The 23,309-nt window shown below is 60.9% G+C and carries 20 protein-coding genes and 1 tRNA gene; 13 read left to right on the forward strand and 8 right to left on the reverse strand.

Annotated elements, in window-relative coordinates; all coding sequences use genetic code 11:
- Nucleotides 1–211 precede the first annotated feature (211 nt).
- From AC13QY_RS30300 to AC13QY_RS30320, 5 genes are read left to right on the forward strand one after another with little or no spacing between them, the layout of a single operon-like run.
- Nucleotides 212–1,045 carry a metallophosphoesterase family protein gene (locus AC13QY_RS30300; RefSeq protein WP_488494398.1) on the forward strand — a complete coding sequence of 278 codons (834 nt, stop codon included), beginning with the start codon at nucleotides 212–214 and terminating at the stop codon, nucleotides 1,043–1,045.
- On the forward strand, nucleotides 1,042–2,205 hold the full coding sequence (locus AC13QY_RS30305; protein WP_269245763.1) for an ABC transporter ATP-binding protein: 1,164 nt from the start codon (nucleotides 1,042–1,044) through the stop codon (nucleotides 2,203–2,205). Before AC13QY_RS30300 ends, AC13QY_RS30305 begins: the two co-directional genes overlap by 4 nt.
- The gene (locus AC13QY_RS30310) at nucleotides 2,198–3,121 is read left to right on the forward strand and encodes a carbohydrate ABC transporter permease (RefSeq protein ID WP_269245762.1); all 924 of its coding nucleotides are present in this window, start codon (nucleotides 2,198–2,200) and stop codon (nucleotides 3,119–3,121) included. Before AC13QY_RS30305 ends, AC13QY_RS30310 begins: the two co-directional genes overlap by 8 nt.
- Entirely contained in the window at nucleotides 3,118–3,954 is an 837-nt protein-coding gene (locus tag AC13QY_RS30315; protein WP_113396080.1) for a carbohydrate ABC transporter permease, read from the forward strand. The genes AC13QY_RS30310 and AC13QY_RS30315 overlap by 4 nt, the downstream gene beginning before the upstream one ends.
- Before the next feature lie 32 nt (nucleotides 3,955–3,986).
- Nucleotides 3,987–5,252, forward strand: a complete 1,266-nt coding sequence (locus AC13QY_RS30320) for an ABC transporter substrate-binding protein (protein ID WP_145636584.1) — start codon at nucleotides 3,987–3,989, stop codon at nucleotides 5,250–5,252.
- Nucleotides 5,253–5,323: 71 nt separating this feature from the next.
- On the opposite strand, the gene AC13QY_RS30325 is transcribed toward AC13QY_RS30320, so the two are convergent.
- Entirely contained in the window at nucleotides 5,324–6,307 is a 984-nt protein-coding gene (locus AC13QY_RS30325; RefSeq protein WP_269245761.1) for a LacI family DNA-binding transcriptional regulator, read from the reverse strand.
- A gap of 251 nt (nucleotides 6,308–6,558) precedes the next feature.
- On the opposite strand from AC13QY_RS30325, the gene AC13QY_RS30330 reads away from it, so the two are divergent.
- Nucleotides 6,559–7,473, forward strand: a complete 915-nt coding sequence (locus AC13QY_RS30330) for a YncE family protein (RefSeq protein ID WP_113389325.1) — start codon at nucleotides 6,559–6,561, stop codon at nucleotides 7,471–7,473.
- A 243-nt stretch (nucleotides 7,474–7,716) separates the two neighbouring features.
- On the opposite strand, the gene AC13QY_RS30335 is transcribed toward AC13QY_RS30330, so the two are convergent.
- A complete protein-coding gene (locus AC13QY_RS30335; protein ID WP_269245760.1) occupies nucleotides 7,717–9,297 on the reverse strand; it encodes an aldehyde dehydrogenase (NADP(+)) in 1,581 nt (526 codons plus the stop codon).
- Between the two features lie 222 nt (nucleotides 9,298–9,519).
- Between AC13QY_RS30335 and AC13QY_RS30340 the strand changes: the two genes are divergently transcribed.
- A complete protein-coding gene (locus tag AC13QY_RS30340) occupies nucleotides 9,520–11,034 on the forward strand; it encodes a mechanosensitive ion channel family protein (protein WP_269245759.1) in 1,515 nt (504 codons plus the stop codon).
- On the opposite strand, the gene AC13QY_RS30345 is transcribed toward AC13QY_RS30340, so the two are convergent.
- Nucleotides 11,031–11,648 (reverse strand): NAD(P)H-dependent oxidoreductase, encoded by a 618-nt coding sequence (locus AC13QY_RS30345; protein WP_269245758.1) that lies wholly within the window; start codon nucleotides 11,646–11,648, stop codon nucleotides 11,031–11,033. The genes AC13QY_RS30340 and AC13QY_RS30345 overlap by 4 nt on opposite strands.
- Before the next feature lie 79 nt (nucleotides 11,649–11,727).
- Between AC13QY_RS30345 and AC13QY_RS30350 the strand changes: the two genes are divergently transcribed.
- On the forward strand, nucleotides 11,728–12,333 hold the full coding sequence (locus tag AC13QY_RS30350) for a TetR/AcrR family transcriptional regulator (RefSeq protein WP_269245757.1): 606 nt from the start codon (nucleotides 11,728–11,730) through the stop codon (nucleotides 12,331–12,333).
- A gap of 46 nt (nucleotides 12,334–12,379) precedes the next feature.
- On the opposite strand, the gene AC13QY_RS30355 is transcribed toward AC13QY_RS30350, so the two are convergent.
- Nucleotides 12,380–13,909 (reverse strand): S10 family peptidase, encoded by a 1,530-nt coding sequence (locus tag AC13QY_RS30355; RefSeq protein ID WP_269245756.1) that lies wholly within the window; start codon nucleotides 13,907–13,909, stop codon nucleotides 12,380–12,382.
- 208 nt (nucleotides 13,910–14,117) lie between these two features.
- On the opposite strand from AC13QY_RS30355, the gene AC13QY_RS30360 reads away from it, so the two are divergent.
- A complete protein-coding gene (locus tag AC13QY_RS30360) occupies nucleotides 14,118–14,849 on the forward strand; it encodes a dienelactone hydrolase family protein (RefSeq protein ID WP_269245755.1) in 732 nt (243 codons plus the stop codon).
- 60 nt (nucleotides 14,850–14,909) lie between these two features.
- On the opposite strand, the gene AC13QY_RS30365 is transcribed toward AC13QY_RS30360, so the two are convergent.
- Nucleotides 14,910–15,614, reverse strand: a complete 705-nt coding sequence (locus tag AC13QY_RS30365) for a cysteine hydrolase family protein (protein WP_269245754.1) — start codon at nucleotides 15,612–15,614, stop codon at nucleotides 14,910–14,912.
- A gap of 218 nt (nucleotides 15,615–15,832) precedes the next feature.
- Nucleotides 15,833–16,315 carry a MarR family winged helix-turn-helix transcriptional regulator gene (locus AC13QY_RS30370; protein WP_269245753.1) on the reverse strand — a complete coding sequence of 161 codons (483 nt, stop codon included), beginning with the start codon at nucleotides 16,313–16,315 and terminating at the stop codon, nucleotides 15,833–15,835.
- A gap of 76 nt (nucleotides 16,316–16,391) precedes the next feature.
- Here AC13QY_RS30370 and AC13QY_RS30375 point away from each other — a divergent pair, with 76 nt between their 5' ends.
- The 3 genes from AC13QY_RS30375 to AC13QY_RS30385 all read left to right on the forward strand — a co-directional run bounded on the left by AC13QY_RS30375 (nucleotide 16,392) and on the right by AC13QY_RS30385 (nucleotide 21,052).
- A complete protein-coding gene (locus AC13QY_RS30375) occupies nucleotides 16,392–17,255 on the forward strand; it encodes a haloalkane dehalogenase (RefSeq protein WP_269245752.1) in 864 nt (287 codons plus the stop codon).
- 144 nt (nucleotides 17,256–17,399) lie between these two features.
- Nucleotides 17,400–18,290: an amino acid ABC transporter substrate-binding protein gene (locus tag AC13QY_RS30380; RefSeq protein ID WP_488494399.1), complete on the forward strand. Its 891-nt coding sequence runs from the start codon at nucleotides 17,400–17,402 to the stop codon at nucleotides 18,288–18,290.
- 200 nt (nucleotides 18,291–18,490) lie between these two features.
- Nucleotides 18,491–21,052 carry a GcvT family protein gene (locus AC13QY_RS30385; RefSeq protein ID WP_488494400.1) on the forward strand — a complete coding sequence of 854 codons (2,562 nt, stop codon included), beginning with the start codon at nucleotides 18,491–18,493 and terminating at the stop codon, nucleotides 21,050–21,052.
- Nucleotides 21,053–21,117: 65 nt separating this feature from the next.
- Here AC13QY_RS30385 and AC13QY_RS30390 read toward each other — a convergent pair whose 3' ends face one another.
- Nucleotides 21,118–21,981 carry an alpha/beta fold hydrolase gene (locus AC13QY_RS30390; RefSeq protein ID WP_488494401.1) on the reverse strand — a complete coding sequence of 288 codons (864 nt, stop codon included), beginning with the start codon at nucleotides 21,979–21,981 and terminating at the stop codon, nucleotides 21,118–21,120.
- A gap of 205 nt (nucleotides 21,982–22,186) precedes the next feature.
- Here AC13QY_RS30390 and AC13QY_RS30395 point away from each other — a divergent pair, with 205 nt between their 5' ends.
- A complete protein-coding gene (locus AC13QY_RS30395) occupies nucleotides 22,187–22,993 on the forward strand; it encodes a class I SAM-dependent methyltransferase (protein ID WP_488494402.1) in 807 nt (268 codons plus the stop codon).
- A 219-nt stretch (nucleotides 22,994–23,212) separates the two neighbouring features.
- Here the strand turns inward: AC13QY_RS30395 and AC13QY_RS30400 are convergent.
- Nucleotides 23,213–23,289 (reverse strand) — tRNA-Met (locus tag AC13QY_RS30400).
- Nucleotides 23,290–23,309: the final 20 nt, after the last annotated feature.

Below are 23,309 nucleotides of genomic sequence, written 5' to 3' on the forward strand. Positions count from 1 at the left end.
TATAGCACCGACATCGCCGCGTACAGTGCTTCCATTTGGCACGAAGCGAACACCGGCGCCGTTTGACGGCGATATGACAAAACTGAAAAACAGCTGAAAAGACCTGTTACCTGACTGACATGGACGCCTTCTAAAGAGAGCGCATAGACGCGCCCATTTGAAGGCAATCCCTTCCGCAGGCGCACCATTCTGAAGACCTCGGAGAAGCGCCGTGAAGATCATCCAGATCACCGACACCCATTTGAGCCCCAACAAGCCACATTTCAACGGCAATTGGGAGCCGCTGGCGAAATGGATCGAGGCAAGCGGCGCCGATCTCGTCGTTCATACCGGCGATCTCAGCGTTGACGGCGCCGATAGGGATGAAGATCTCGTCTTCTCCATGGAGATGATGCGGCAGGTCTCCGTGCCAATGCTCATCGTCCCCGGCAACCACGATGTCGGCCACCTGCCCGGCTCCTATCAGCCCGTCAATCCCGAACGGCTGGACCGCTGGCGCCGCCTCGTCGGCCCGGATTATTGGGCGAAGGATGTCGGCAACTGGCGGCTGATCGGCCTCAACAGCCTGCTGATGGGCTTCGAGGATGCCGAGGAGCAGAAGCAGTTCGACTGGCTGCAGGAGATGCTCGAAAGCCGTGGCGAGCGTCGCATTGCCCTCTTTGCCCACAAGCCGCTCTTCGTGGATACGCCCGATGAGGGCGATACCGCCTACTGGAGCGTACGCCCGGCCCAGCGCCGCAGGCTCTACGATCTGATCGCAGCCCATGACGTGGCTCTCTTCGGCAGTGGCCACCTGCACTGGAGCTGGGGAGGCCGCTTCAACGACACCAACCTAGTCTGGGCGCCGCCCGGCGCCTTCATCCTCGACAAGATGGAGCGCGAAATGCCCGGCGAACGGCTGATCGGCGCAGCGATCCATGAACTTGGCGAAACGGTCTCGACGGAGCTCGTCGCCGTACCCGGCATGACTGCCTACTTCCTCGATGATGTCGTCATGGAAGTCTATCCGCAGGCCGCCCCCAAGGCAAAGGAGCCGACCGAATGAGTGCGCTTTCGCTTCGCGGCATCGCCAAATCCTTCGGCGGCAACGCCATCCTCAAGGGCGTCGATCTCGACGTCCAGCCCGGCGAATTCATCGCCCTCGTCGGCCCCTCGGGCTGCGGCAAGAGCACGCTCTTGCGCATCCTCGCCGGCCTCCACCATGCCGACAACGGCGAAATCATCCTCGGCGGTAGCGACGTTTCCGGCGTAGCGGCAGCAGACCGCAACATCGCCATGGTCTTTCAGTCCTACGCGCTCTATCCGCATCTGACAGCCTCGGAAAACATCGCCGTGCCGCTCGCCATGCGCCGCCTGTCGCGCGTCCAGCGCCTGCCCTTCATCGGCTCGCTCATCCCCGGCCAGCGCGCAGCTCGCGCCGGCATCATCCGCGATGTCCGCGACATGGCCGTCTCGCTGAAGATCGATCACCTGCTCGACCGCAAGCCGGGCCAGATGTCGGGCGGCCAGCGCCAGCGCGTGGCGCTGGCCCGCGCCATGGTCCGCCGTCCCGCCGTCTTCCTCATGGACGAGCCGCTTTCCAATCTCGATGCCAATTTGCGTGTCCATGCCCGCGGCGAGATCGTCGATCTGCACCGCCGCGCGGGCGTGCCGACTGTCTACGTCACGCATGACCAGGCCGAGGCGCTGTCGATGGCCGACCGCGTCGCCGTCATGATCGGCGGCCAGCTGCTGCAGCTCGCCTCTCCCCAGACGATCTATGACGACCCGGCCCATGTGGAAGTCGCCCGTTTTGTCGGGCAGCCGCGCATCAATCTGCTGCCGGCGCTCGCCGAAAACGGCACCGTCGCCTTCGGTGGCATCCGGCTGGCGCTCGACGACAGCAGCTTTGCCGGCAGGAATGTGACCCTCGGCATTCGCCCGGAATTCGTGCAGCTCTCCCAGGACCGCCAGGATGCGCTCGCCGCCCATATCGAGCGCATGGAATTCCTCGGCTCCGAAGTCATCCTCTATGCCAAGCTCGACGCCATCGGCGAAACCATGGTCGTCAAGCTCGCACCGGCAGAAGTTGCAGGCCTATCCGCCGGCATGCCGGTTGCGCTGACGCTTGCAGCCGAACAGGCCATGGTCTTCGCCGAAGATGGCCGCCGCCTGCGCGCGAGCCCAACGACCGTCGACGCCACACGGGAGAAGGCGCATGGCTAGCATTGCCGCCACATCCGTACCGATGAGGACGGCCGCGGCACGCGAACGCAGCGAAGCCCGAACTGCGCTGCTCTTCGCCCTGCCCGCCATCATCCTGATCGTGCTCTTCATCATCGTGCCGATCGTCGCCGTCGTCGTACTCGGCTTCACGGATTTCCAGCTCGGCGACAAGAGCCTGCGTTTCGTGGCTTTTGAGAACTACGCGCATCTGCTTCGCGACCGCGCCTTCCAGAAATCGCTCTGGAATACGGCGACCTATACCGCCATCGTGGCACCCGTCTCGATCGTGCTCGGCCTCGGCGTCGCGCTGCTGATCGAGAGCGAAGGCATCGGCCGCAGCTTCTTCCGCACGGCCTACTTCCTTCCCGTCGCCTCGCTGATCGTCGCGATGGCGACCGTTTGGCAATATCTCTTCCACCCGACGATCGGCCCGATCAACGCGCTGCTCGGCGAGATCGGCGTGCGTGGCCCGAACTGGCTCGGCGCCTCGGCGACCGCGCTCTACAGCCTGTCGATCATCGGCGTCTGGCAATCGGTCGGCTTCAACATGGTGCTGTTTCTCGCAGGCCTCACCGCCATCCCGCGAGAACTCTACGCCGCAGCCGAAGTCGATGGTGCGAAATCGTCCTTCGACCGCTTTTGGCTCGTCACCTGGCCGATGCTCGGACCGACGACGCTGTTTGTGACCACAATCAGCATCATCAATGCGGTGAAGGTCTTCGACACCGTAAAGGCCCTGACCGACGGCGGTCCGAACCATGCCTCCGAGGTCCTGCTCTTCACCATCTACCAGGAAGGCTTCGTCTATCTGCGCGTCGGCTACGCCTCGGCGATGACCACGGTCTTCCTCGCCATCCTCGTGGTGCTGACCTTCCTGCAATATCGCGTCCAAGACCGGCAGGTGCATTACACATGACCTCGACAGGCTTCACTCCCGGCCGCATCCTGCGCCTCGCGATCCTGATCCTTGGTTCGCTCATCTTCCTGGCGCCCTACATCTTCATGATCTCGACCGCCGGCAAGGCGCAGGACGATATCTTCACCTCGGCGCTGAAGCTGATCCCGACGCATTTCTATTACGTCGAGAATATCGCGAAGGCGCTGAGCAAGGTTTCGATGGGCACGCTGCTGTTCAACGGCGTCCTGGTCTGCGGCCTGATCTTCTTCTTCCAGGTGCTGATCGCCATCCCCTGCGCCTATGCCATGGCGAAGCTGAAATTCCCGGCCGCACGCACCATGATGGTGCTGGTCATGCTCGGGCTGCTGATCCCGATCCATGCGACGGCGCTGCCGCTCTATGTCGGCTTCAACAGCCTGTCGCTGCTGAACAGCTATGCCGCCCTGGTCGCACCCTTCTCGATCTCGGTCTTCGCGATCTTCATGTTCCTGCAGTTCTTCCGCGCCATGCCTGACGATCTGATCCATGCCGCCCGCCTCGATGGCATGTCTGAAATCGGCATCGTCGCCCGCGTCATCGTGCCGAATGCCTGGCCGGCAGTCACGGCTTTCGCGATCTTTTCGGTGGTCGCGCACTGGAACGATCTCTACTGGCCGCTGATCGTCATCACCAAGCAGGAATATTTCACGCCGCCGCTGGGTCTCATGTATTTCCGCGCCGCCGAAGCCGGCGACGACTACGGCGCGCTGATGGCTGCAACCCTCATCATCACCCTTCCCCTCGTCGCGGCATTCCTTCTGGCACAGAAGCGTTTCGTCGAGGGCATCACCATGACCGGTCTCAAAGGCTGACCGGTTCGAAATTCGAAAACGGAGAACGAGCGATGAAGCATATCACCCAGATTCTCGCCGCCGCGGTCATTTCGATGGTCGTGTCGGTCCCGGCCTACGCCGAAACAACCCTGACGGTTCACTATCCCATGCCGGGCTTCTTCAAGAACGTGATGGACACGATCTCGAAGAAGTTCATGGAAGAAAATCCCGACATCAAGATCCAGTTCGCCGCTCCTTCGGCCACCTATGAGGAAGGCATCCAGACCATCCTGCGCCAGGCCGGCACCAGCGAGATGCCCGATGTCACCTTCATCGGCCTCAACCGCCTGCGCATGATCGACGAGCGCAATGTCGCCGTCGACCTCGGTCCCCTCGTCAAGAAAGAGGGCAATATGGCCGAGCAAGGCTTTTCGGACACGATCCTGAAGCTCGCCCAGGTCAAGGGCAAGCAGGTCGGCCTCGCCTTCGCGACGTCCAACCCGATCATGTATTACAACGCCGACCTGGTGAAGGCTGCCGGCGGCAACCCGGACAACCCGCCGAAGACCTGGGACGAGGTCATCGCGCTTGCCGGCAAGATCAAGGCGCTCGGCAATGGCGTCGACGGCATGGACTTCCGCTGGCAGGGTGACGACTGGATGTTCTCCGCCCTCCTCTTCGGCGCCGGCGGCAAGATGCTGAGCGACGACGAGACGAAGGTCGCCTTCAACGGTCCCGAGGGCCAGAAGGCCGTCGAACTGATCCAGCGCTTCGTCAAGGAAGGCGGCATGCCGGTCTTCACCAAGGCTGCCGGCGAACAGGCCTTTGCAGCCGGCAAGGTCGGCTTCGAATTCCAGACGACCGGTGCTCTCGTCAACACCATCAAGAATGTCGGCGCCAAGTTCGACCTGCGCACCGCCAAGCTGCCGCTGATCGACCCGGTCAACGGCCGCCTGCCGACGGGCGGCAACGCCGTCGTCATCCTGACCCATGATCCGGTCAAGGAAGAAGCTGCCTGGAAATTCGCCAAGTTTGCCGCTGGCCCCTATGGCGCCTCTGTCGTCGTTCCCGGTACCGGCTATGTTCCGAACAATGAGCTTGCTGCCAAGTCGGCCGAATATCTCGGCGACTTCTACAAGAAGAACCCGCTGTTCCAGGCCGGCCTCAGCCAGATGTCGATCATGGTTCCCTGGTACGCCTTCCCGGGCTCCAACGGCGTCAAGGTCACGCAGACTATCGTCGACAACCTCTCGCGCATCGTCGATGGCTCGGCAGAGCCGAAGGAAGCGCTCGACGACGCCGCTTCCGACGTCGAGGGCCTGCTGCCACGCAGCTGATCTTTCGAACCCATCTGAAACATCCGCGCCGCCTCTTAACGAGAGGCGGCGTTTTCATATGCAAAGGTATGTCAGGATTGGAGGGGGAGATTGCGCACCGTTCCGCCGGAACGCAGCCGATAGGGCACGGTCAGATGACGCGGCGGCGCGGCATTCTCAGCCATATCGAGCAGCAGCGAGGCGGCAGCGGCACCCATGGTTCCATCCGGAATTTCCACCGTCGTCAGGGACACCTCACCCAGAAAACCGAGGGAAATCCCGTCGAAGCCGGCGACGGAAATATCGCGCGGGATCGAAAGACCCTGACGCCGGAGCGCGCCCATGACGCCGAGCGCCAGAAGATCGTTGGAGGCAATGATCGCCGTCGGACCGAACCGGGAAACGGCATCCGAAAGATCGAGCTGTTCCAGACTATTCACGAAGGAAATCTCCAAGGCATCGAGAGGCTGTTGCCCCGCCGCCTCCATCGCCCTGATATAGCCGAGATAGCGTAGCTTGGCTCGATCCGATGCCGCGAAGTGGCCTGATATGAACAGGATACGGCGGTGCCCCCTTTGCAGGAGGTGCTCGGTCAGGTCCCGGCCTGCACCGAAATTATCGGTCGCGACCGCAGCTGTGAAGCGGCTGGTCGGAAGATTTCCGAGCAGCACGGTCGGCGGGAGGGCGGATGACAGGACCAGACTGCGTTCGGGATCGCAGAGCGTGAGGATCAACCCAGTCGGCTGCTGTTGGAGCAGCGAGGCGACGGCATCGACCTCCTGTGCTGGATCGTAGTTCGATTGCGCGATCAACACACTATGCCCCGCGTGAAGGGCTCGGTTCTGGATACTCGAGAGCGAAGCTGCGAAAACCGGATTGGTGATGCTGGGAATGAGCACGCCGATCGCCGGCCGGCCATTGGCGCTGCGACTGCCGGCGCGATAGCCAAGCTCTGCCGCCGCCCGGCGCACGCGCCGTACCATCTCGTCGCTGACCGGACCGGTGCGATTCATCACCCGGCTGGCGGTCGCAACGGAACAACCGGCGCGAAAGGCGACCTGCTGGAGCGTCGACATGATATCAATCACCTCCGGCTTCGGTGTCAGCTCTCGACTGCTGCAGCCCTAAGGGAATGTCGGGGATTTATATCAGGCCGATGACACTTATTTGACAGCCCTCCGCGCGCACCGCGACAATCCGGCCCTTGATCTTTGCTGCAGCGCAGCAGATGCTCGTCCCGCTCGCAGCCGCCAATGATGCTGTCATCAACCGATGCCATGATTGCCGCGCTGTGATCCGCAGATCCGCCCCTCGAAAGGATGCTCTCATGTCAGAAGCACGGACGCCTGCCTCCACCACCGACAAGATCGAAAGACTGTTTTTCCTCGATATCAACGACGGACGAATCCTCTCCTCCGCCATCGACGGCACCGATTTGAAGCTCATCGTCCAGCGGCAGGGCCGCAGCCCAGACGGCATTCTCGTCGACAGCGAGAACGGCTGGATCTACTGGACGGAGATGGGCAACGACTACAACGCCCATGATGGCTCCATTGAGCGCATGGACCTCGACGGCGGCAACCACATCACGCTGATCCCGCCGGGCAGCACGCTCGTCACGCCGAAGCAGATCCAGCTCGACCGCGACAACGGCAAGCTCTATTGGTGCGACCGCGAAGGCATGCGCGTCATGCGCGCCAATATCGACGGCAGCGATATCGAAACCCTTGTGCAGAACGGCGACAGCCCGGAAGATAGTGCCGATATTGAACGCTGGTGCGTCGGCATTGCCCTCGATCTGCCACTCGGGCAGATCTATTGGACCCAGAAAGGACCGCCGGATGCCGGTCTCGGCCGCATCTTCCGTGCCGGCATCAATATTCCCGCCGGCGAAACCGCAACAAGCCGCAGCGACATCGAAACCCTGCTCGACAAACTGCCGGAACCGATCGACCTAGAACTGGATCTCGCCACCCGCACGATCTACTGGACCGACCGTGGCAATCTCCCCCGCGGCAATACCGTCAACCGCGCAGCGATGAACGATATCGCCGCAACCTCCGAAGTCGTCCTCGAGGGCCTGGACGAAGGCATCGGCCTTTCGCTCGATCTCCCCAACAACCGCATGTTCTTCACGGACATCGGCGGCAATCTCTATTCCGCCAGCCTCGATGGTTCGGGCGAGCGAGAACTGCTGCATCATGCCGGCTCGTTCACAGGGATTGTTTACGCGGAGATTTGAGGTTGGAATATGCTTTGTGTGCCTAGCGTGGCGCTTTGGGGCCGACCCTCGTCCTTCGAGGGGCACTCCTTCGCCAAGCTCAGTCGCTCCCGCCTCAGGATGAGGGCGGAACAAGCCGCTCGCCTGAAGCAATGATGCTGAAGCTATTTTTATTTGGTGCGTTTGGTGGAAGAGAGTAGCCCTCACCCTGAGGAGGGTCCGAAGGACCCCTCGAAGGGCGAGGGCGGATGAGGCTCTGATCAGTTACTTGCGCACGCCATCCAGCAGATGCGGCAGCGACTTTACTCCATCGTCACACAGCTCAGCCGGCAGCAATCCTTCTGGCAGATCCTGATAGGAGACCGGGCGCAGGAAGCGGCGGATGGCGAGCGTGCCGACCGAGGTCGTGCGGCTGTCCGAGGTCGCCGGGAAAGGCCCGCCATGCACCATGGCATGGGAGACTTCGACACCGGTCGGCCAGCCATTGGCGAGGATGCGCCCAGCCTTGCGCTCCAGCACCGGCACCAGCTTGGCGGCCGTCGCATAATCTTCCGCTTCGACCTGCAGCGTCGCGGTCAGCTGGCCCTCGAGCTTTTCCGCAACGGCGATCATCTGATCGACGTCTTTGCAACGCACGAGAAGGCTTGCTGCGCCGAAAACTTCGTGGCCCAGACGCTCGTCGGCGAGGAACTCCTCCGCTTCTGTCTCGAAGAAGATGCCCGGGCTCCGGTTGACGCCTTCGGTCGGGGCACCGTGAGCGACGGTCTTGACAGCCTCATGTTCTGCCAATGCCGCAACGCCCTTGTCGAAGGCGGCGTGAATGCCTGGTGTCAGCATCGGTGCGGGCGCACGGCCGCTCAGCGCATCGCCGGCGGCCTGGACGAAGCGGTCGAGATCGGGGCTTTCGATCGCGAAAAGCAGACCAGGATTGGTGCAGAACTGACCGGCACCGAGTGTCAGGGAATCGATGAAACCTGTGCCGATCGCCTCGGCGCGCGCGGCAAGTGCTGCCGGGAAGAGGAAGACGGGATTGACGCTGCTCATCTCGGCATAGACCGGGATAGGTTCCGGCCGGGCAGCGGCAATGGCGCCAAGCGCCAGACCGCCGCCGCGCGAGCCGGTGAAGCCGACTGCCTTGATGCGGGGATCGCGCACCAGCGCCGCACCCGTCTCGTTGGCGCCGGTCAGCAGCGAGAATGTGCCTTCCGGCAGACCACAAGCGGCGACGGCGGCGCGAATGGCGCGGCCGACAAGCTCGCCCGTCCCCGGATGGGCAAGATGGCCCTTGACGACGACGGGGCAACCGGCGGCAAGAGCCGAAGCCGTATCACCACCGGCAACCGAGAAGGCGAGCGGGAAATTGCTGGCGCCGAAAACGGCGACCGGGCCAAGCGGGATCTGGCGCAGGCGCAGGTCCGGCCGAGGCAGCGGCTTGCGCTCCGGCAAGGCCGGATCGACGCGCAGATCGAGCCACTCGCCGGCACGGACCACCTGTGCGAAGAGCCGCAACTGGCCGACGGTGCGGGCGCGCTCACCCTGCAGACGCGCCACCGGCAGGCCGGTCTCTTCCGTCGCCCGCTCAATCAGTGCATCGCCGATTTCCATGATATTGTCGGCAATCTTTTCGAGGAATACTGCGCGCTGCTCGGGGCTGGTCGCACGGTAAACGTCAAATGCCTGCGCCGCCAGTTCGCACGCTTTGGCAACGTCGCTCTCGCCGGCGATCGCAAAAGCCGGCTCCAGGCTTGCGCCGGTTGCCGGGTTGATGGCACGCACGGTTCTGTTGCCGCCGGTAGAATCTGAGCCGATCAGCAGATCGCCGCGAATCTCGAAAGACTGTGTCATGGGTATTCCTTAACGATGTCGGAGCGCTAGGTGGCGCTGCGAGAGCAGATAGCAGGACGGGATGACAGATATAAGATGATAATCGTCATCTAATTATCAAGGTACAAGTCCTGAGATCAAGGCGTCTGCGTCAATTAATCATACTTTTTCCAGATATGGCGCTGCGGCCTCTTTCGTGCCAATTTAGCGCCCATCCGAAAGACCGAGTGCGACCAAGTCCCCATGTCCATTGCACTTCTTGGCGATCCGATCGTCCAGTTCTTCATTCTGGTTGTCGTCGGCACGTTCGTCAGCCGCGTCATGCTGCGTCGTCAGCGGGCCGGCCGCCTGATCGGTCAGGTCGCCTTTTTCGTCTGCCTGACCGCACTTTTGTTCTATCACGGCATCGTGCCCTATGAGCCGAGCCCGCCACAGGACTCGGTGACGCTGCGCACCTTCACGGGCTTTGCCAAGATCGTCTGGTGGGTCAATGGTGCCTGGGTACTGATCGCCTGCGTGCGGCTGTTCCTGATTTTCGAGCGCAAGCCCCGCGAAGGCCGGCTGCTGCAGGATCTGATCGTCGGTGTCATCTATCTCGGGGCCATTCTCTCCATCGTCGGCGATGTTTTCAGTGTGCCCATCGGCACCTTGATCGCGACATCGGGCGTCTTCGCCATCATTCTCGGCCTTGCCTTGCAGAGCACCCTGAGCGACGTCTTCTCCGGCATCGCTCTCAATCTCGGCCGCCCCTACTCCGTCGGCGACTGGATCGTGCTCGAAAATGATGTCCAGGGCCGCGTCGTCGAAACCAATTGGCGCGCCACGCAATTGCTGAGCGGCACCAACGATCTGGTCGTCATTCCGAACAGTATCCTTGCCAAGACGCGGCTGACCAATCTTTCCGCGCCCGATGAGAGCCATGGCGCCACCGTCACCGTTCGGATTCAGCCCACCACTCTACCGCGCATCATCGCGGATGTGATGCAGAACGTCTTGATCAGCTGCAATTCGATCCAGAAGAACCCGGAACCCAATGTCGCCATCAATTCCATCGATGGGCAAGCGATCGAACTGCAGCTGTCTTTTCGCGTGCGCGACATGTCGCTGACCCAAGCCGCGAAGAACGAGATCTATGATCTGCTATTTCGTCACGCCAAGGCGGCAAACTTGAAATTCGCCGATCCCCCCGGCACGATCATGCTTCCGATGGAGCAAAAACCCGAGGCGGCCGACGAGAAGCAACATGCACCCGGAACGCCCTGGCGATTGGTCAGCAATATCCCCCTGTTCTCTTCGCTGACCGAGGATGAAAAGGAACATCTGGCGTCACATATGCAGCGCCGGACCTATCGCAAGGATGCCGTCATCGCCGAACAGGATGCCCGCATGAGGGCACTCACGATCGTCCGCTCGGGCGTCGTCAGCATCACCCGCCGCGAAGGACATCGCCAGATCGAGCTGACGCGCCTTGCGCCAGGGGATTATTTCGGGGAGAACGGGCTGCTGATGGGGTCGGGTGAAGTCGGGACGGTTCGCGCCCTGACCTTCGTCGTCACCTACGAAATCGGCGAGGAATGTCTGGCGCCGCTATTGCACGATCGGCCGACCCTTGCCGAAGAGCTCGGCGCCATTCTAGCAAAACGCATCGAGGCGGAGCAGCATCTCTTCGCCAATGCCGATATGCTCGGCCATGGCACTCACGTGACCTCGCTAAGCTCGCGCATCAAGCATCTCTTTCAACTGCAGCAGCACGATTAGGCCGCGTCCGCTGCCTTCGTCGATCGCGAAACAGCAAAGAGATTTCGCCCGATGGCGCGGGCGGTGTCGAGATGGGAACTCATATCCTGCGTCTCCGTCAGCAACAATTCGGAGGTCGCGACGGGAGCGCCGCAATAACCGAAAATTCCATGATCGATCTGCGTCCTCATGGCGCCGAAATAGCCGTGGCGCGCATAGGTGCGCATGGTCGCACCGCCGATGGCGATCAGATGGACGCGGAGATGGCCTAACCTTTTGATCGTTCCGTTACCCGGTATGTCGTCATAGGCCCAGCCATTGCTGAACACCCGGTCGATCCATCCCTTGAGAAGTCCGGGCATGGACCACCAATAGACGGGATAGACGAGTACCAGTGCATCCGCACGATCGATCCGCGCCTGCTCGGCAACGACATCCTCGGGCGATGGACCTTCTCTGAGATGGGCTGCGATATCGGCAGCGCTGAACCTCGGATCAAAACCTTCCGCCGTAAGATCCGCGATTTCGAATGTAGCGCCCGAAGCCGTTACACCCTCGGCGACTTTGGCCGCGACGCAGTGGCTGAAAGAAGCCGAAGCCGAATTCGGATTGGAGACGACGATAAGCGCGTGCATGTGAAAAACTCCTGCTGACACATTGTGAGCGGCGGCTCAGTTTTATATACTTTTAGTAAGTTACTTTTGGTATATAGCGATGTCAAGCATGCAGACAAAGAAACCGGAGTCCCGCAGCCGGCTGACGCGGGAGGAGCGCTACCGGCAGCTCATTCAGGTTGCCTGGCAAATCATCGGCGAAGAGGGAACGGAAGCCCTGACATTGGGCCGGCTTTCTGAGCGTGCCGGCGTGACGAAACCTGTGGTCTACGACCACTTCGCGACCCGTTCCGGCCTGCTGGCTGCGCTCTATCGCGAGTTCGATATCAGGCAGACGGAGGTGATGGACAAGGCGCTTGATGCAAGTACCCCGACACTGGCAGGTCGGGCGGAGGTGATAGCGGCCTCCTATGTCGATTGCGTGCTGCTGCAGGGGCGCGAAATACCCGGCATTATCGCCGCGCTCGCGGGCTCGCCGGAGCTTGAAAAAATCAAGCGCGAATATGAAACGGCCTTCCTCGAGAAGTGCCGTGCGTTGCTTGCTCCCTTCGCTACTACCGGTTCCATTGCATCGGCAGGCCTCTGGGCGATGCTGGGTGCGGCCGAAGCCCTGTCCTATGCCGCGACGACGGGGGATATCAGCCCGCAGCAGGCAAAGGACGAACTCTTTGAAACCATCAAGGCCATGGTTGCGAGAAACAGATGAAGGCCAGCCAACGCCGCCGCATTCCAGGTAGAGCCCCGCATGGCGGTCAGTTCGATTGCGGTGTCGGCACCGCCTTGACCTGCCCCGTATAAAACGACTTGGCATCGCCCGTGAACTGCTCGCGCGACGCTGGCCGCGTGTAGAACATATGGCCGCCGCGATAGAGCTTCATCTCCATGCGATCCGCAAAAGCGGGTGGCATATGGTCGAGCACATATTTGTTCACGCCGAAGGGAATGACGAGATCGCTGTAACCCTGCCCAATCATCACCCGGAATGATGGCGAGAGCGACAGCAGCTCCTTGAGATCGTCGCCAACACCGGCGGTCCCGCGTGAGCCGCCATTGCGCCCACCCCATTTCCATTCCCTGTTCACGGATGAGGACAGCAGTGTGTAGGTCATGTCGGTATGGAAGCCCAACTCGTCACGGGCATAGCCGGAAAAGGCACCACCATAGGCGCGGACGAAGCCATCCAGAACCGGATCGCCGCCATGCTCGGCCTCCGACTGCGGATAGGGGTCGGGCGCCAGGAAGGAAGCATCATAAGCGCTCGCCACATCCGCCCCATCGCCATCGGAATGCTTGCGATAGACCCCGCCGAGAAAGCCCTGGTTCTTGGCGACGACATCCTGCTGTATGCCGGTCAGCTTCGCCACGCGCCCGTAGAAGGCTTGGCCGGCATCTCCCGAGGGCGGACGCCCTGCAAGAATTGGCAGATATTCGTTTAGGGCAAACGCCTCGGCATCCTGAACCGCCTTCTCGCTGAAGGCATTTTGCCGTTCCAGCTCGGCCGCCGCCAGCGACGGCAGTTGCAAGGCTGCGCCAAGCGCATCCTCACCGCCGCCAAAGACAAACCGGCCCTCCAGCAGGGGCGACAGCATCACGACGCCGGAAATCAGAATGCCCTGATCCTCGCGCAGGCTGTTGGCAACCTTAATCGAACGAAATCCGCCATAGCTCTCCCCGAGAATATATTTCGGCGATGCCGCCCGGCTGTTATGGGCGACGTAGAGGGCAATCGCCTTGGCAAGGCTTTCGGCATCGCTGTCGACGCTATAGAAATCATTCTGATCATCGGGCTTGGCAGTGCGGCTCCAACCGGTACCGATCGGATCGATCAGCACGAGATCGGTAAATTCGAGCCAGCTTTGCGGATTGTCGACCAGCTTGGCATGGGCGCCATCGCGCCCGTCCGCGCCGAAATCGACGATGCGTGGGCCGACGAGCCCGAGATTGAGGAAGGCCGAAGCCGCGCCCGGCCCGCCATTGAACACGAAGGTCACGGGGCGGCTCGTATCGCGGTTCTTGGCGACATAGGCAGTGTAGAAGATCGCGGCACTGCGCTGACCATCCTGGCCGAAAAGATCGAGCGTTCCGGCTGTCGCCGTGTAGGGAATGGTCTTGCCATCGGCATTCAGCACATGATCGCTCACCGCATCAGGCGGCAGGAGCGAGAGCACGCCACCGGCGCTTGCAGGCGTGCCATGACCTTGCTCGGGCGGAGCGGCGGACGCTGTTGCCGATAGCAGCGAAAGGGCCAGCGCCAGGCCGGGAACCATCTGGCGAAAAGACATGAAATCACATCCTCCAAGGGGATCGTCGCATAGACGTCATTACTGGCGATACTATGTCACAGACGACAAGCGCCGAAACTCAAGAGATGTTGATTGATGGTCTCAGCCTTTTCGAAGAACCATGATCTTGAGGGTCTATATATCGTTTGCCAAAGTGGTATGTGCCGCGGGGACATCAGCCCATAATGAGATCGCAAGGGAAACGACGATGAAACAGGATATCGAAATCAAGACGGCCGACGGCACCGCCAAAGCCGCCATATTCCGCCCCGAGAATGGCGCGTCAGCCGAGCATGGCGTGATACTCTATATGGATGCCATGGGTCCGCGCGCGGCGCTCGATGGCATGGCGCAGCGGCTGGCTGATGCCGGCTATATCGTGCTGCTTCCCGATCTCTTCTATCGCTTCGGCGCCTATGGCCCCTTCGACGGCGGTGCCTTTGGCAATCCGGCCTCCCGTGAAACGATCATGACGATGCTGCGCGGCACGACGCAGGAAATGACCAAAGTCGATAGTGCCACCTTCCTCGACGCTCTCTCAGCTGCCGGAGCCAAAGGCGCGGCCGGCGTTGTAGGCTATTGCATGGGCGGGGGCCGCGCGCTGACTGCCGCTGCCTCTTATCCCGATCGCATCGCGGCAGCCGCAAGCTTCCACGGCGGCAATCTTGCGAGCGACGCGGAAGACAGCCCGCACCGGCTCGCCGCCAATATCAAGGCGCGCGCCTATATCGGTGTCGCCGGCGTCGACAACAGCTTTCCGCCGGAACAATCGGCGCGTCTTGCCGAGGCGCTCCGCACTGGCGGCGTCGATCACACCATCGAAAACTATGTCGGAATGGCGCATGGATGGACCGTGCCGGATCATGGCGTCTATGACGAGACCGGCGCCGAAAGGCATTGGAAGCGGCTGCTGAACCTGTTCGAGGAAGCCCTGGTGTAATCGATCGATGACGGCATCCCGTTGGCATCACGAGCGGGATGCCGCTATCCGATCCAGAGATCAGAACTTGATCCTGTCGATGCTGGTCAGCGTCGTCTTCTGGGAGACGCCGGGCGCATTGACCATGTGCCAGGCCACATATTGCTCGCCATAGAGCTCTGTCGATGACATGCCGTCGACGGGCAGCACGATATTCATACCATTCAATGCGGCATCCGTTGCCGTATCGAGCACCGCGCCCTCAGAGGCCGTACCCGTGACGATGACGGTCTTCATGCCTTTGTCGGAAAGAATGCTGCGCAGGTTGGTGCCGATAAACTTGTCCGGGCCGGATTTGACGATCGGTTCGCTCGCCAGAGGCGCCAGCGCCGTTGCGATATCCTGCGCCTCGCCAGCGCCGGCCAGACTGAAGACGACGAGCATCTCCTTGGCGCGCGCCTGATCGAGCAGAGTTTTGACCTTGGGGACGGACGCCAGACAACGCGGCTTGATTTTTGCATTGCACGGCCCTTTGGTCGGGTCCTGTGCGCCATTGAAATCAAGGATCAGAAGCGCCGTCGTCTTCGGATCGACGGTAACCTCCTTCAGCTCCGGCGCCGCCGGCGGCTTCACCTTCTGCCAGTCATCGATGATCGTCTGGGCGGCTGCCGGCGAGGCCAGCGCAGAACTGAAGCCTATGCATAGGATTGCAAAACCCGCACCGAATGCAAAGCTTGTCTTGCCAACCCTGCCGCTTGTTTTTCTGATCGAGTTCCTCTCCTGCATCGACGTCCTCTTGGATTGACGGTGGTGGAAGAGAGATAGGCCATAAATTCCGACAGGGCACCGAAACTCTTCGTGATGCGCTGCCCGCCCAGATCACGGCGAGCGACAGGGAGCCGCTAGAGCGGTTCAGTTTTCCACGGAATCTCTGAGCCGCTCTATCCCTTTGTTTTCACGCAATCCCGGACGGAAAACCGCTGCGCACTTTTCCCGCAATTGCTTTAGGCGCCGGCATCGTCGGACGGCTGTTCGCTACCTTTTTCGCCACCACGCAGCGTCTCCAGCAGATTTTGCAATCCCTGCCTGATCACTTCGATTTCGCCCGAACCGGCCATGTCGGACCAACGCTGCTCCACCATCTTGCCGGCGGCCATGGCGACCGGCCGCACACCCTTGCCGCGCTCGGTCAGAAACACCAGCCGCGCACGCCGGTCGTTCGGATCCGGTTGCCGTTCGACATAACCCAGGCGCTCCAGCTCCTCCACCGCCTGGGTCATCGTCTGCTTGCGCACATGGGCGAGCTTGGTGAGTTCGCTCACCTGGATGCCTTCCGGACGCGCGAAGGTGAAGACGTTGGAATGCGGCGGGCGGATGTCACGAAAGCCGGCCTCCTCCAGCGCGGCATCGACAGCTTGCGCATAATGCTGATGAACGAGCCGCAAAAGCAGGCCCAGCGACAGATGGGGGGAAATAGGTTCTTTCATGAATATAGACAGGCGCCTGACTATTATGGTAGATAGACAGGTACCTTACCATTCTTACCAAGGAAAGGATATCCACATGCCCTCGCTTAACGTGCTGGATTCAACCATTTTCTATCAGGACACGGGAACGGGAACGCCTTTCGTCTTCCTACATGGTAATCCCACCTCATCTTACCTCTGGCGAAATGTGTCGCCTGGCGTCACCACGTCGGGCCGTCGTCTGGCGCCTGACCTCATCGGCATGGGCCGCTCCGGCAAACCGGATATTACCTACAGCTTCCACGATCACGCCCGCTATCTCGACGCCTGGTTCGACGCCCTGGCGCTGAACGATGTCGTGCTCGTCGGCCACGATTGGGGCGGCGCGCTCGGCTTCGATTGGGCAGCTCGCCATCCAGAGCGTGTGCGCGGCATCGCCTTCATGGAAACGATCGTCCGGCCGATGACCTGGGACGATTTTCCGGGCGCGCGTCCTCGCTTTGAAGCTCTCCGGTCGCCTGGTATCGGTGAGACCAAAGTGCTGGACGAGAATTTCTTCATCGAGCAGGCATTGAAGGTTACCGTTCTCAACGGCCTCAGCGAAGAGGATCATACCGTCTACGCGGCACCCTATCTGACGCGCGACAGCCGACGGCCGCTGCTCGCCTGGCCCCGCTCGATGCCAATCGAAGGAGAACCGGCCGACGTGATCATGCGCATCGAAGCCTATGACGCCTGGCTGGCAGAAAGCGCTGATGTCCCGAAGCTGCTGCTGACCTTCGAAGGACCGGCAGAGACATTGCTGATCGGCGAGGTGATGACCGCCTGGTGCCGGGAGAACATAGCCGGCCTCGAGATCAGGAATTGCGGGCCGGCCAGGCACAATGCGCCGGAAGATCAGCCGGAGGCCATCGCGTCAGCGATTTCCGAGTGGGCGGATCGTCACGCCTTCTCCAGATAGGCCTTGTAATCGAGCGAGAGCCTTGCGCCACTCCTGCTCGATCGCTAACCATCGGGAACAATCCATCGTTGACAAAAACCTGCCAGCCCATAATCTGCGCCTAAGCCCTTGCGATTGCCCATTTTTCTTTTGGAGATCGGGATCATGCCGGCAAACTGCATGAGACGACTGGTTCTGGCAGGCATTCTCCTAGGCATATCTGCCTATACGGCGGTGGCCGCACAGACACTCGACACTATCGCGCAAAAGGGCACGATCCGCATCGGCTATATCAGCGACGAAGAACCCTTCTCCTTTAAGAAGAAGGATGGCAACCCAACGGGATATGCCATCGATCTTTGCAACAAGATCGCCGATGCTGTCGGTACCAAGGTCGCCAATCTGAAGCGGGACTATGTCGAAACCACGCTTGCCGATGGCTTCGATGCAGTCAAAAGTGGTCAGGTCGACCTTCTCTGCGGCGCCATCACCATCAATCTCGGACGACGTCAAAGCGTCGACTTCTCGCAGCCGATCTTCATCACCGGCGCAAGCGCCCTGCTGCGCAAGGATTCGCCCGATTATCTGATGGCTTTGTTCCTCGACAAGCGGCTGGCGCAAGTCTCCGCCAAGCCCGCCCCCGCAACGAGCACGATCGGCGTTCGCGCCGACACGACGACAGGCGCGACCCTGCGCGAAGCGCTGGGCTCCGACGTGCCGAAGACGCGGATCGCCGATTTCGCTACGCATCAGGACGGCCTGGTCGCGCTCGAAAACCACAAGATCGATGCCTATTTTGCCGATCGCGCCCTGCTCTTCGATCTCGCTTCTCATGCCCGCAATCCGTCCACACTCGCCATCGGCAACCGTCTCTTCACACATGAGCCTTATGGCATCGCCCTCCGGCAGGATGACTCCGCCTTCCGCCTGCTCGTTGATCAAACGCTAACCGAGATCTACCAGTCGGATGATTTCGCCAAGCTGCTGACCACCTATTTCGGCGAGGAAGGCCCGGTCTTGCGCCGCGAGATCATGATGCAGTCGATTCCGCAATAATGCGGCAGCAACTCTCCGGTTGTCACAAAGTCGCCTTTGCGACAGTTCTCCTGATCATATGTCGCCAATAAACCCAACCATTCCGGACGGGACAGCATGACGGTCGTCGTGCAAGCATCTTCAATATGTCGTAGACAGGCTCTGGTCGCCGCCGCACACGTCATAAAATCCGTATTCAATATCAATCAGGGTCGCACGCAATGGCAGTATTTCCTCAAAAGGCGAAGGTCGTCATCATCGGTCTCGGCGGTATCGTCGGCGCATCGATCGCCCACCATCTGATCGAGCGCGGCTGGGACGATATTGTCGGCATCGACAAATCAGGCATCCCGACAGATATCGGCTCGACAGCGCATGCCTCCGACTTCTGCTATACGACGAGCCATGATTTCCTTTCCTGCTGGACGACCCTCTATTCCATCGATTTCTACGATAAGCTCGGCCACTATGCCCGCGTCGGCGGCCTGGAAGTCGCCCGCGTCGGCGATGATGACCGCATGGCTGAAATCAAGCGCAAAGTGACCTCGGGCAAGGCCTTCGGCACGCGCGCCCGCCTGATCGAGCCTGCCGAGATCAAGGAAAAATTCCCGCTGATCGAGGAAAGCATGGTTCAGGGCGGCATGTGGGACCCGGATGCCGGCCTCGTCATTCCCCGTTCGCAGACCGTTGCCGGCAAGCTGATCGACCAGGGCGAGAAGAGCGGTAAGCTGCAATCCTTCGCCAATACGCCGGCCCAGTCACTGATCGTTAAGGATGGCCGCATCAGCGGCGTCGTCACCCATCGCGGCACGATCGAAGCCGAATATGTGATCGTCTGCGCCGGTCTCTGGGGCCGCCTGATCGCCGAAATGGTCGGCGAGGACCTGCCGGTCATGCCGGTCGACCATCCGCTGACCTTCTTCGGCCCCTACAACGAGTTTGCCAATACCGGCAAGGAAATCGGCTTCCCGCTGATGCGCGACCAGGGCAACTCCGCCTATATGCGCGACACCGGCGACCCGAAGACCGCCGAAGGCGGCCAGATCGAATGGGGCTATTACGAAGAGAAGAACCCGCGCCTCTGCCACCCGCGTGATCTCCTCGAGAAGCACGAGGCCCGTCTTTCTCCCTCGCAGCGCGATCTCGATATGGAGCAGATCATCGAGCCGCTCGAACGCGCCATGGAGCTGACGCCGATCCTCGGCGAACTCGGCTACAATGAGGGCCATTCCTTCAACGGCCTCCTGCAGGTCACGACCGATGGCGGCCCATCCGTCGGCGAAAGCCAGAAGGTCCGCGGCCTCTGGTATTGCGTCGCCATCTGGGTGAAGGACGGCCCGGGCTTCGGCAAACTGGTCGCCGACTGGATGACCGATGGCCGCACGCCGATCGATCACAACAGGATCGATTATTCCCGCTTCTACCCGCATATGCTGGAAGAGAAATTCATCGAAGGCCGCTGCACCGAGGCCGCGCAGAAGATCTACAATCCCGCCGTCCATCCGCGCGAGCCCTACGCGACCGGCCGCAACATCCGCCGCTCGCCCTTCTATGAGCGGGAAAAGGAGCTTGGCGGCTATTTCATGGAGCTGGGCGGCTGGGAGCGTGCGCATGGCTATGCCGCCAACGAGCACCTGCTGGAAAAATATGGCGATCGCATCCCCGTGCGCGAAAACGAATGGGATAACCGCCATTTCTGGCGCGTCTCCAATGCCGAGCATCTGGCGCTCAGCGAAGATTGCGGCATCATCAACCTCTCGCATTTCGCAATGTACGACATCGAGGGCCCCGATCATGTCGAGCTGCTGGAATGGCTCTGTGCGGCCAAGATCGGTGGCGATGCCAATATCGGCAAGGGCATCTACACCCACTTCCTCGACGACGAGGGCATGGTGCGGGCCGATTTTACCGTCATCCGCATGGCCGACCGTTGCCGCCTGATCGACGGCGCCGATGCCGGCCCGCGCGATTTCCACTACATGCGCCGCGTTGCCGAGGACAAGGGCTTTGACGTCACCATCACCGACGTCACCGAACGCTATGTCACGATCGGTATCTGGGGACCGAATGCCCGCACCAACCTGCAGAAGGTCGTCGAAAACCCGGAAAGCCTTTCGCACGAAAACTTCCCCTTCGCCGCGATCAGGCAGATCCGCATTGCCGGCAAGAACGTCACCGCATTCCGCATCTCCTATGTCGGCGAACAGGGCTGGGAACTGCACATGGCCTATGGTGATGCGCTGGCGGTCTGGGATGCGCTGCGTTCGACCGGCGCCATTGCCGTCGGCGTCGAGACCTATGCCAACAGCCGCCGCATGGAAAAGAGCCTGCGCCTGCAGAATGCCGACCTGCTGACGGAATATAATCTTCTCGAAGCCGATCTCGCCCGCCCGAAGGTCAAGGAGGCCGATTTCCGCGGCAAGGCGAAGCACCTCGAATACCGCGCCCGCGAGCATCAGCCGGCCATGCTCTGCACGCTTGTGATGACCGACAATATCGACTCCAACGGCGTGGCCCGCTACCCCGTCGGCATCCTGCCAGTCATGGATCCCGAAACCGGCGAAACCCTGGTCGACGAGCTCGGCCGCCGCTCCTTCACCACCTCGATCGCCTACGGCCCGACCATCGGCAAGAACATTGCGCTCGCCTATCTCCCCTGGTCCTATGCCCAGGAAGGCCGCAAGCTGAAGGTCGAATATTTCGGCGAGACCTACCCGGTCGAAGTCGCCGGCGTCGGCTACAAACCGCTCTACGACGCAGAGAACCTGAAGCCGAGAAGCTGATCTCCAACAGACCGGAAAGCGAGGTCATGCCTTGCTTTCCGGTCGTCTGTCGGGCCGGACGCCTGTCAGGTCGTGTGATCGATGATGGCCTGCGCAATCTCGTCAATATCGCGCTCGTGGATTTCGTGCCCTCCACCCTCGACCCGGTGCAGCCGGGCATCTCGCACGACCTTGGTGAAGGCCTCGCCGTGTCCTACAGGAAACAGCGGATCGGCCGTGCCATGGATCGCAAGCACCGGCAGCTTGATATCGGAAGCTTGAAGTCTTTCGGGCCTTTCCTCGCTCACGAGCGTGAAATGGTTCGTAGCACTCGCAAATGACGGTGCCCGGGCCATGTCACGGGCGATCAGGGCATTTGCAGCGTCATGATCATGCGGGTGCCGGGTGCCGGCAAGCATGGCCGTATCGCGACGCAAAAAATCGGCAATGGCCTTGAGGTTCGACCAGTCGATTGCTTCGGCAGACCTGGAATGCTCTTGATAGGCCTTTGTCGAGGAAGGCAAGCCCTCGACGCCGAGCGGTGATGTGCTGATCAGCGTGAGCGTCCGAACACGTCGAGGGTGGCGCAACGAGACTTCCTGCGCAACGACGCCGCCCATCGACATGCCCACCACATGCGCTGTTTCCAATCCATAGCCGTCGAGAATGGCGATGGCATCGTCGGCAAGGTCGCTGAACGAATAAAGGGGCTCGCCTTGCGGATAATGTGTCGAGAGACCTGTATCGCGCTGGTCATATCGGATCACATAGCGTTGACGGGCGGCAAGCGCCTCGCAGAACCTGTCCGGCCACCACAGCATCGAAGCCATCATCCCCATGATCAATATGATGGGCGGGCTGGAGGGATCACCGAAAGCCTGGGTCTGAAGTTTCGCTCCCTTGACCTCGATTGACGTCTCGGTGGCGATGAATGATCTCGTTTCTTCCATGACAGAATCCATCCGATTGCAAATCGCAACTGGATTGATATTGCATAACTGATCTTATTATGCAATCAGTTTATGAGGAAGCTGCAACACGGTCATCGACGTCCGTCAGAGCAGTTCCAGAAAAGCGCTCAGCAGTTTTCCATTCGGAATTGCGTGGGAATAATGCCGTTGGAGCTGTTGGAAGATCTTGCAAGAACTGCGCCCGATGGAGATCGAGGCGAGACAGGGGAGGCTTGTAGTGCTGCAATGTGCTGATTTTTACGACGCTGAACTATCACGGCATAACCGGCATTTGCGAGCCGCCGCCGGCGTTCGGCCGCATGACCGTGTACTCGATATCGGCTGCGGCGCTGGGCAGACTACCCGCGAAGCAGCTCTTGCCGCAACACAAGGCAGCGCGGTCGGCGTGGACACTTCCGCCGAGATGCTAGAGATTGCCCGCCAGCGTAGCGCTGAGGCGGGGTTGCGCAACGTCAGCTTCGAGCTGGGTGACGCTCAAAACCACGACTTTCCAGCAGCCGGCTTCGACCTATGCATCAGCCGGTTCGGCGTTATGTTCTTTGCCGATCCGCCGGTGGCATTCGCCAACATCGCCCAAGCAATCCGCCCGGGTGGACGCATCGCCTGGATGGTATGGCAAAGCCAGGAGCGCAACGAATGGTCTGGCGCCATCAGGCATGCGCTGGTTCCGGGAAGCGCAATTCCAGAAAATGCCGGCAAGCCGTTCTCGCTTGGCAATCCCACCATAGCCAAAGAGCTGCTAAGCGCTGCCGGCTTCACCTCGATCGACTTCACCGAGGTGAAGGAACCAGTGTTTTATGGAGCAAATGTCGAGGCCGCCCTCGATGCCCTTGCCGGCCTCTATATGGTCAAGGACGCACTCATGCACACCAACGAGGCACCCGACCAACCACTGCAGCGGCTGCGTAATTTGCTGGAAGCGCACATGACCTGCGAAGGCGTGCTCTTCGACTCCCGCGCATGGATCATCACCGCTGAGCGAGTCCGTTGACTGAGCAGCCGTCGCCTATCCCGGCGAAAGCGCTACAACGCAGATCTATAAACGCTCGCTTATGTTTTGGGCCTGCGATAGCTGACCTTGGTGATTGAGAACGCTTGGTTCCGTGTTGCATTGTTTGGGTTGTTGCGAGGGCTTGCTGTTGGTTTGGAGGCATGAGGCGTTGGCAAGACGCAAAAAGCCCGCGTTAGGCGGGCCTTTGAGAGGGAATATTGGTTGCGGGGGCAGGATTTGAACCTGCGGCCTTCAGGTTATGAGCCTGACGAGCTACCGGGCTGCTCCACCCCGCGTTACCAGCGTAAACCCGGAG

The sequence above is a fragment of the Martinezella sp. CNPSo 3795 genome, from assembly GCF_057784475.1.

Coding starts and splice junctions, on each gene's coding strand:
- AC13QY_RS30305 (WP_269245763.1), top strand. CDS start 1,042: ATGAGTGCGCTTTCGCTTCGCGGCATCGCCAAATCCTTCGGCGGCAAC.
- AC13QY_RS30310 (WP_269245762.1), top strand. CDS start 2,198: ATGGCTAGCATTGCCGCCACATCCGTACCGATGAGGACGGCCGCGGCA.
- AC13QY_RS30395 (WP_488494402.1), top strand. CDS start 22,187: ATGGAGATCGAGGCGAGACAGGGGAGGCTTGTAGTGCTGCAATGTGCT.
- AC13QY_RS30345 (WP_269245758.1), bottom strand. CDS start 11,648: ATGCACGCGCTTATCGTCGTCTCCAATCCGAATTCGGCTTCGGCTTCT.
- AC13QY_RS30380 (WP_488494399.1), top strand. CDS start 17,400: ATGCCGGCAAACTGCATGAGACGACTGGTTCTGGCAGGCATTCTCCTA.
- AC13QY_RS30325 (WP_269245761.1), bottom strand. CDS start 6,307: ATGTCGACGCTCCAGCAGGTCGCCTTTCGCGCCGGTTGTTCCGTTGCG.
- AC13QY_RS30370 (WP_269245753.1), bottom strand. CDS start 16,315: ATGAAAGAACCTATTTCCCCCCATCTGTCGCTGGGCCTGCTTTTGCGG.
- AC13QY_RS30365 (WP_269245754.1), bottom strand. CDS start 15,614: ATGCAGGAGAGGAACTCGATCAGAAAAACAAGCGGCAGGGTTGGCAAG.
- AC13QY_RS30335 (WP_269245760.1), bottom strand. CDS start 9,297: ATGACACAGTCTTTCGAGATTCGCGGCGATCTGCTGATCGGCTCAGAT.
- AC13QY_RS30350 (WP_269245757.1), top strand. CDS start 11,728: ATGTCAAGCATGCAGACAAAGAAACCGGAGTCCCGCAGCCGGCTGACG.
- AC13QY_RS30320 (WP_145636584.1), top strand. CDS start 3,987: ATGAAGCATATCACCCAGATTCTCGCCGCCGCGGTCATTTCGATGGTC.
- AC13QY_RS30360 (WP_269245755.1), top strand. CDS start 14,118: ATGAAACAGGATATCGAAATCAAGACGGCCGACGGCACCGCCAAAGCC.
- AC13QY_RS30315 (WP_113396080.1), top strand. CDS start 3,118: ATGACCTCGACAGGCTTCACTCCCGGCCGCATCCTGCGCCTCGCGATC.
- AC13QY_RS30385 (WP_488494400.1), top strand. CDS start 18,491: ATGGCAGTATTTCCTCAAAAGGCGAAGGTCGTCATCATCGGTCTCGGC.
- AC13QY_RS30355 (WP_269245756.1), bottom strand. CDS start 13,909: ATGTCTTTTCGCCAGATGGTTCCCGGCCTGGCGCTGGCCCTTTCGCTG.
- AC13QY_RS30375 (WP_269245752.1), top strand. CDS start 16,392: ATGCCCTCGCTTAACGTGCTGGATTCAACCATTTTCTATCAGGACACG.
- AC13QY_RS30390 (WP_488494401.1), bottom strand. CDS start 21,981: ATGGAAGAAACGAGATCATTCATCGCCACCGAGACGTCAATCGAGGTC.
- AC13QY_RS30340 (WP_269245759.1), top strand. CDS start 9,520: ATGTCCATTGCACTTCTTGGCGATCCGATCGTCCAGTTCTTCATTCTG.
- AC13QY_RS30330 (WP_113389325.1), top strand. CDS start 6,559: ATGTCAGAAGCACGGACGCCTGCCTCCACCACCGACAAGATCGAAAGA.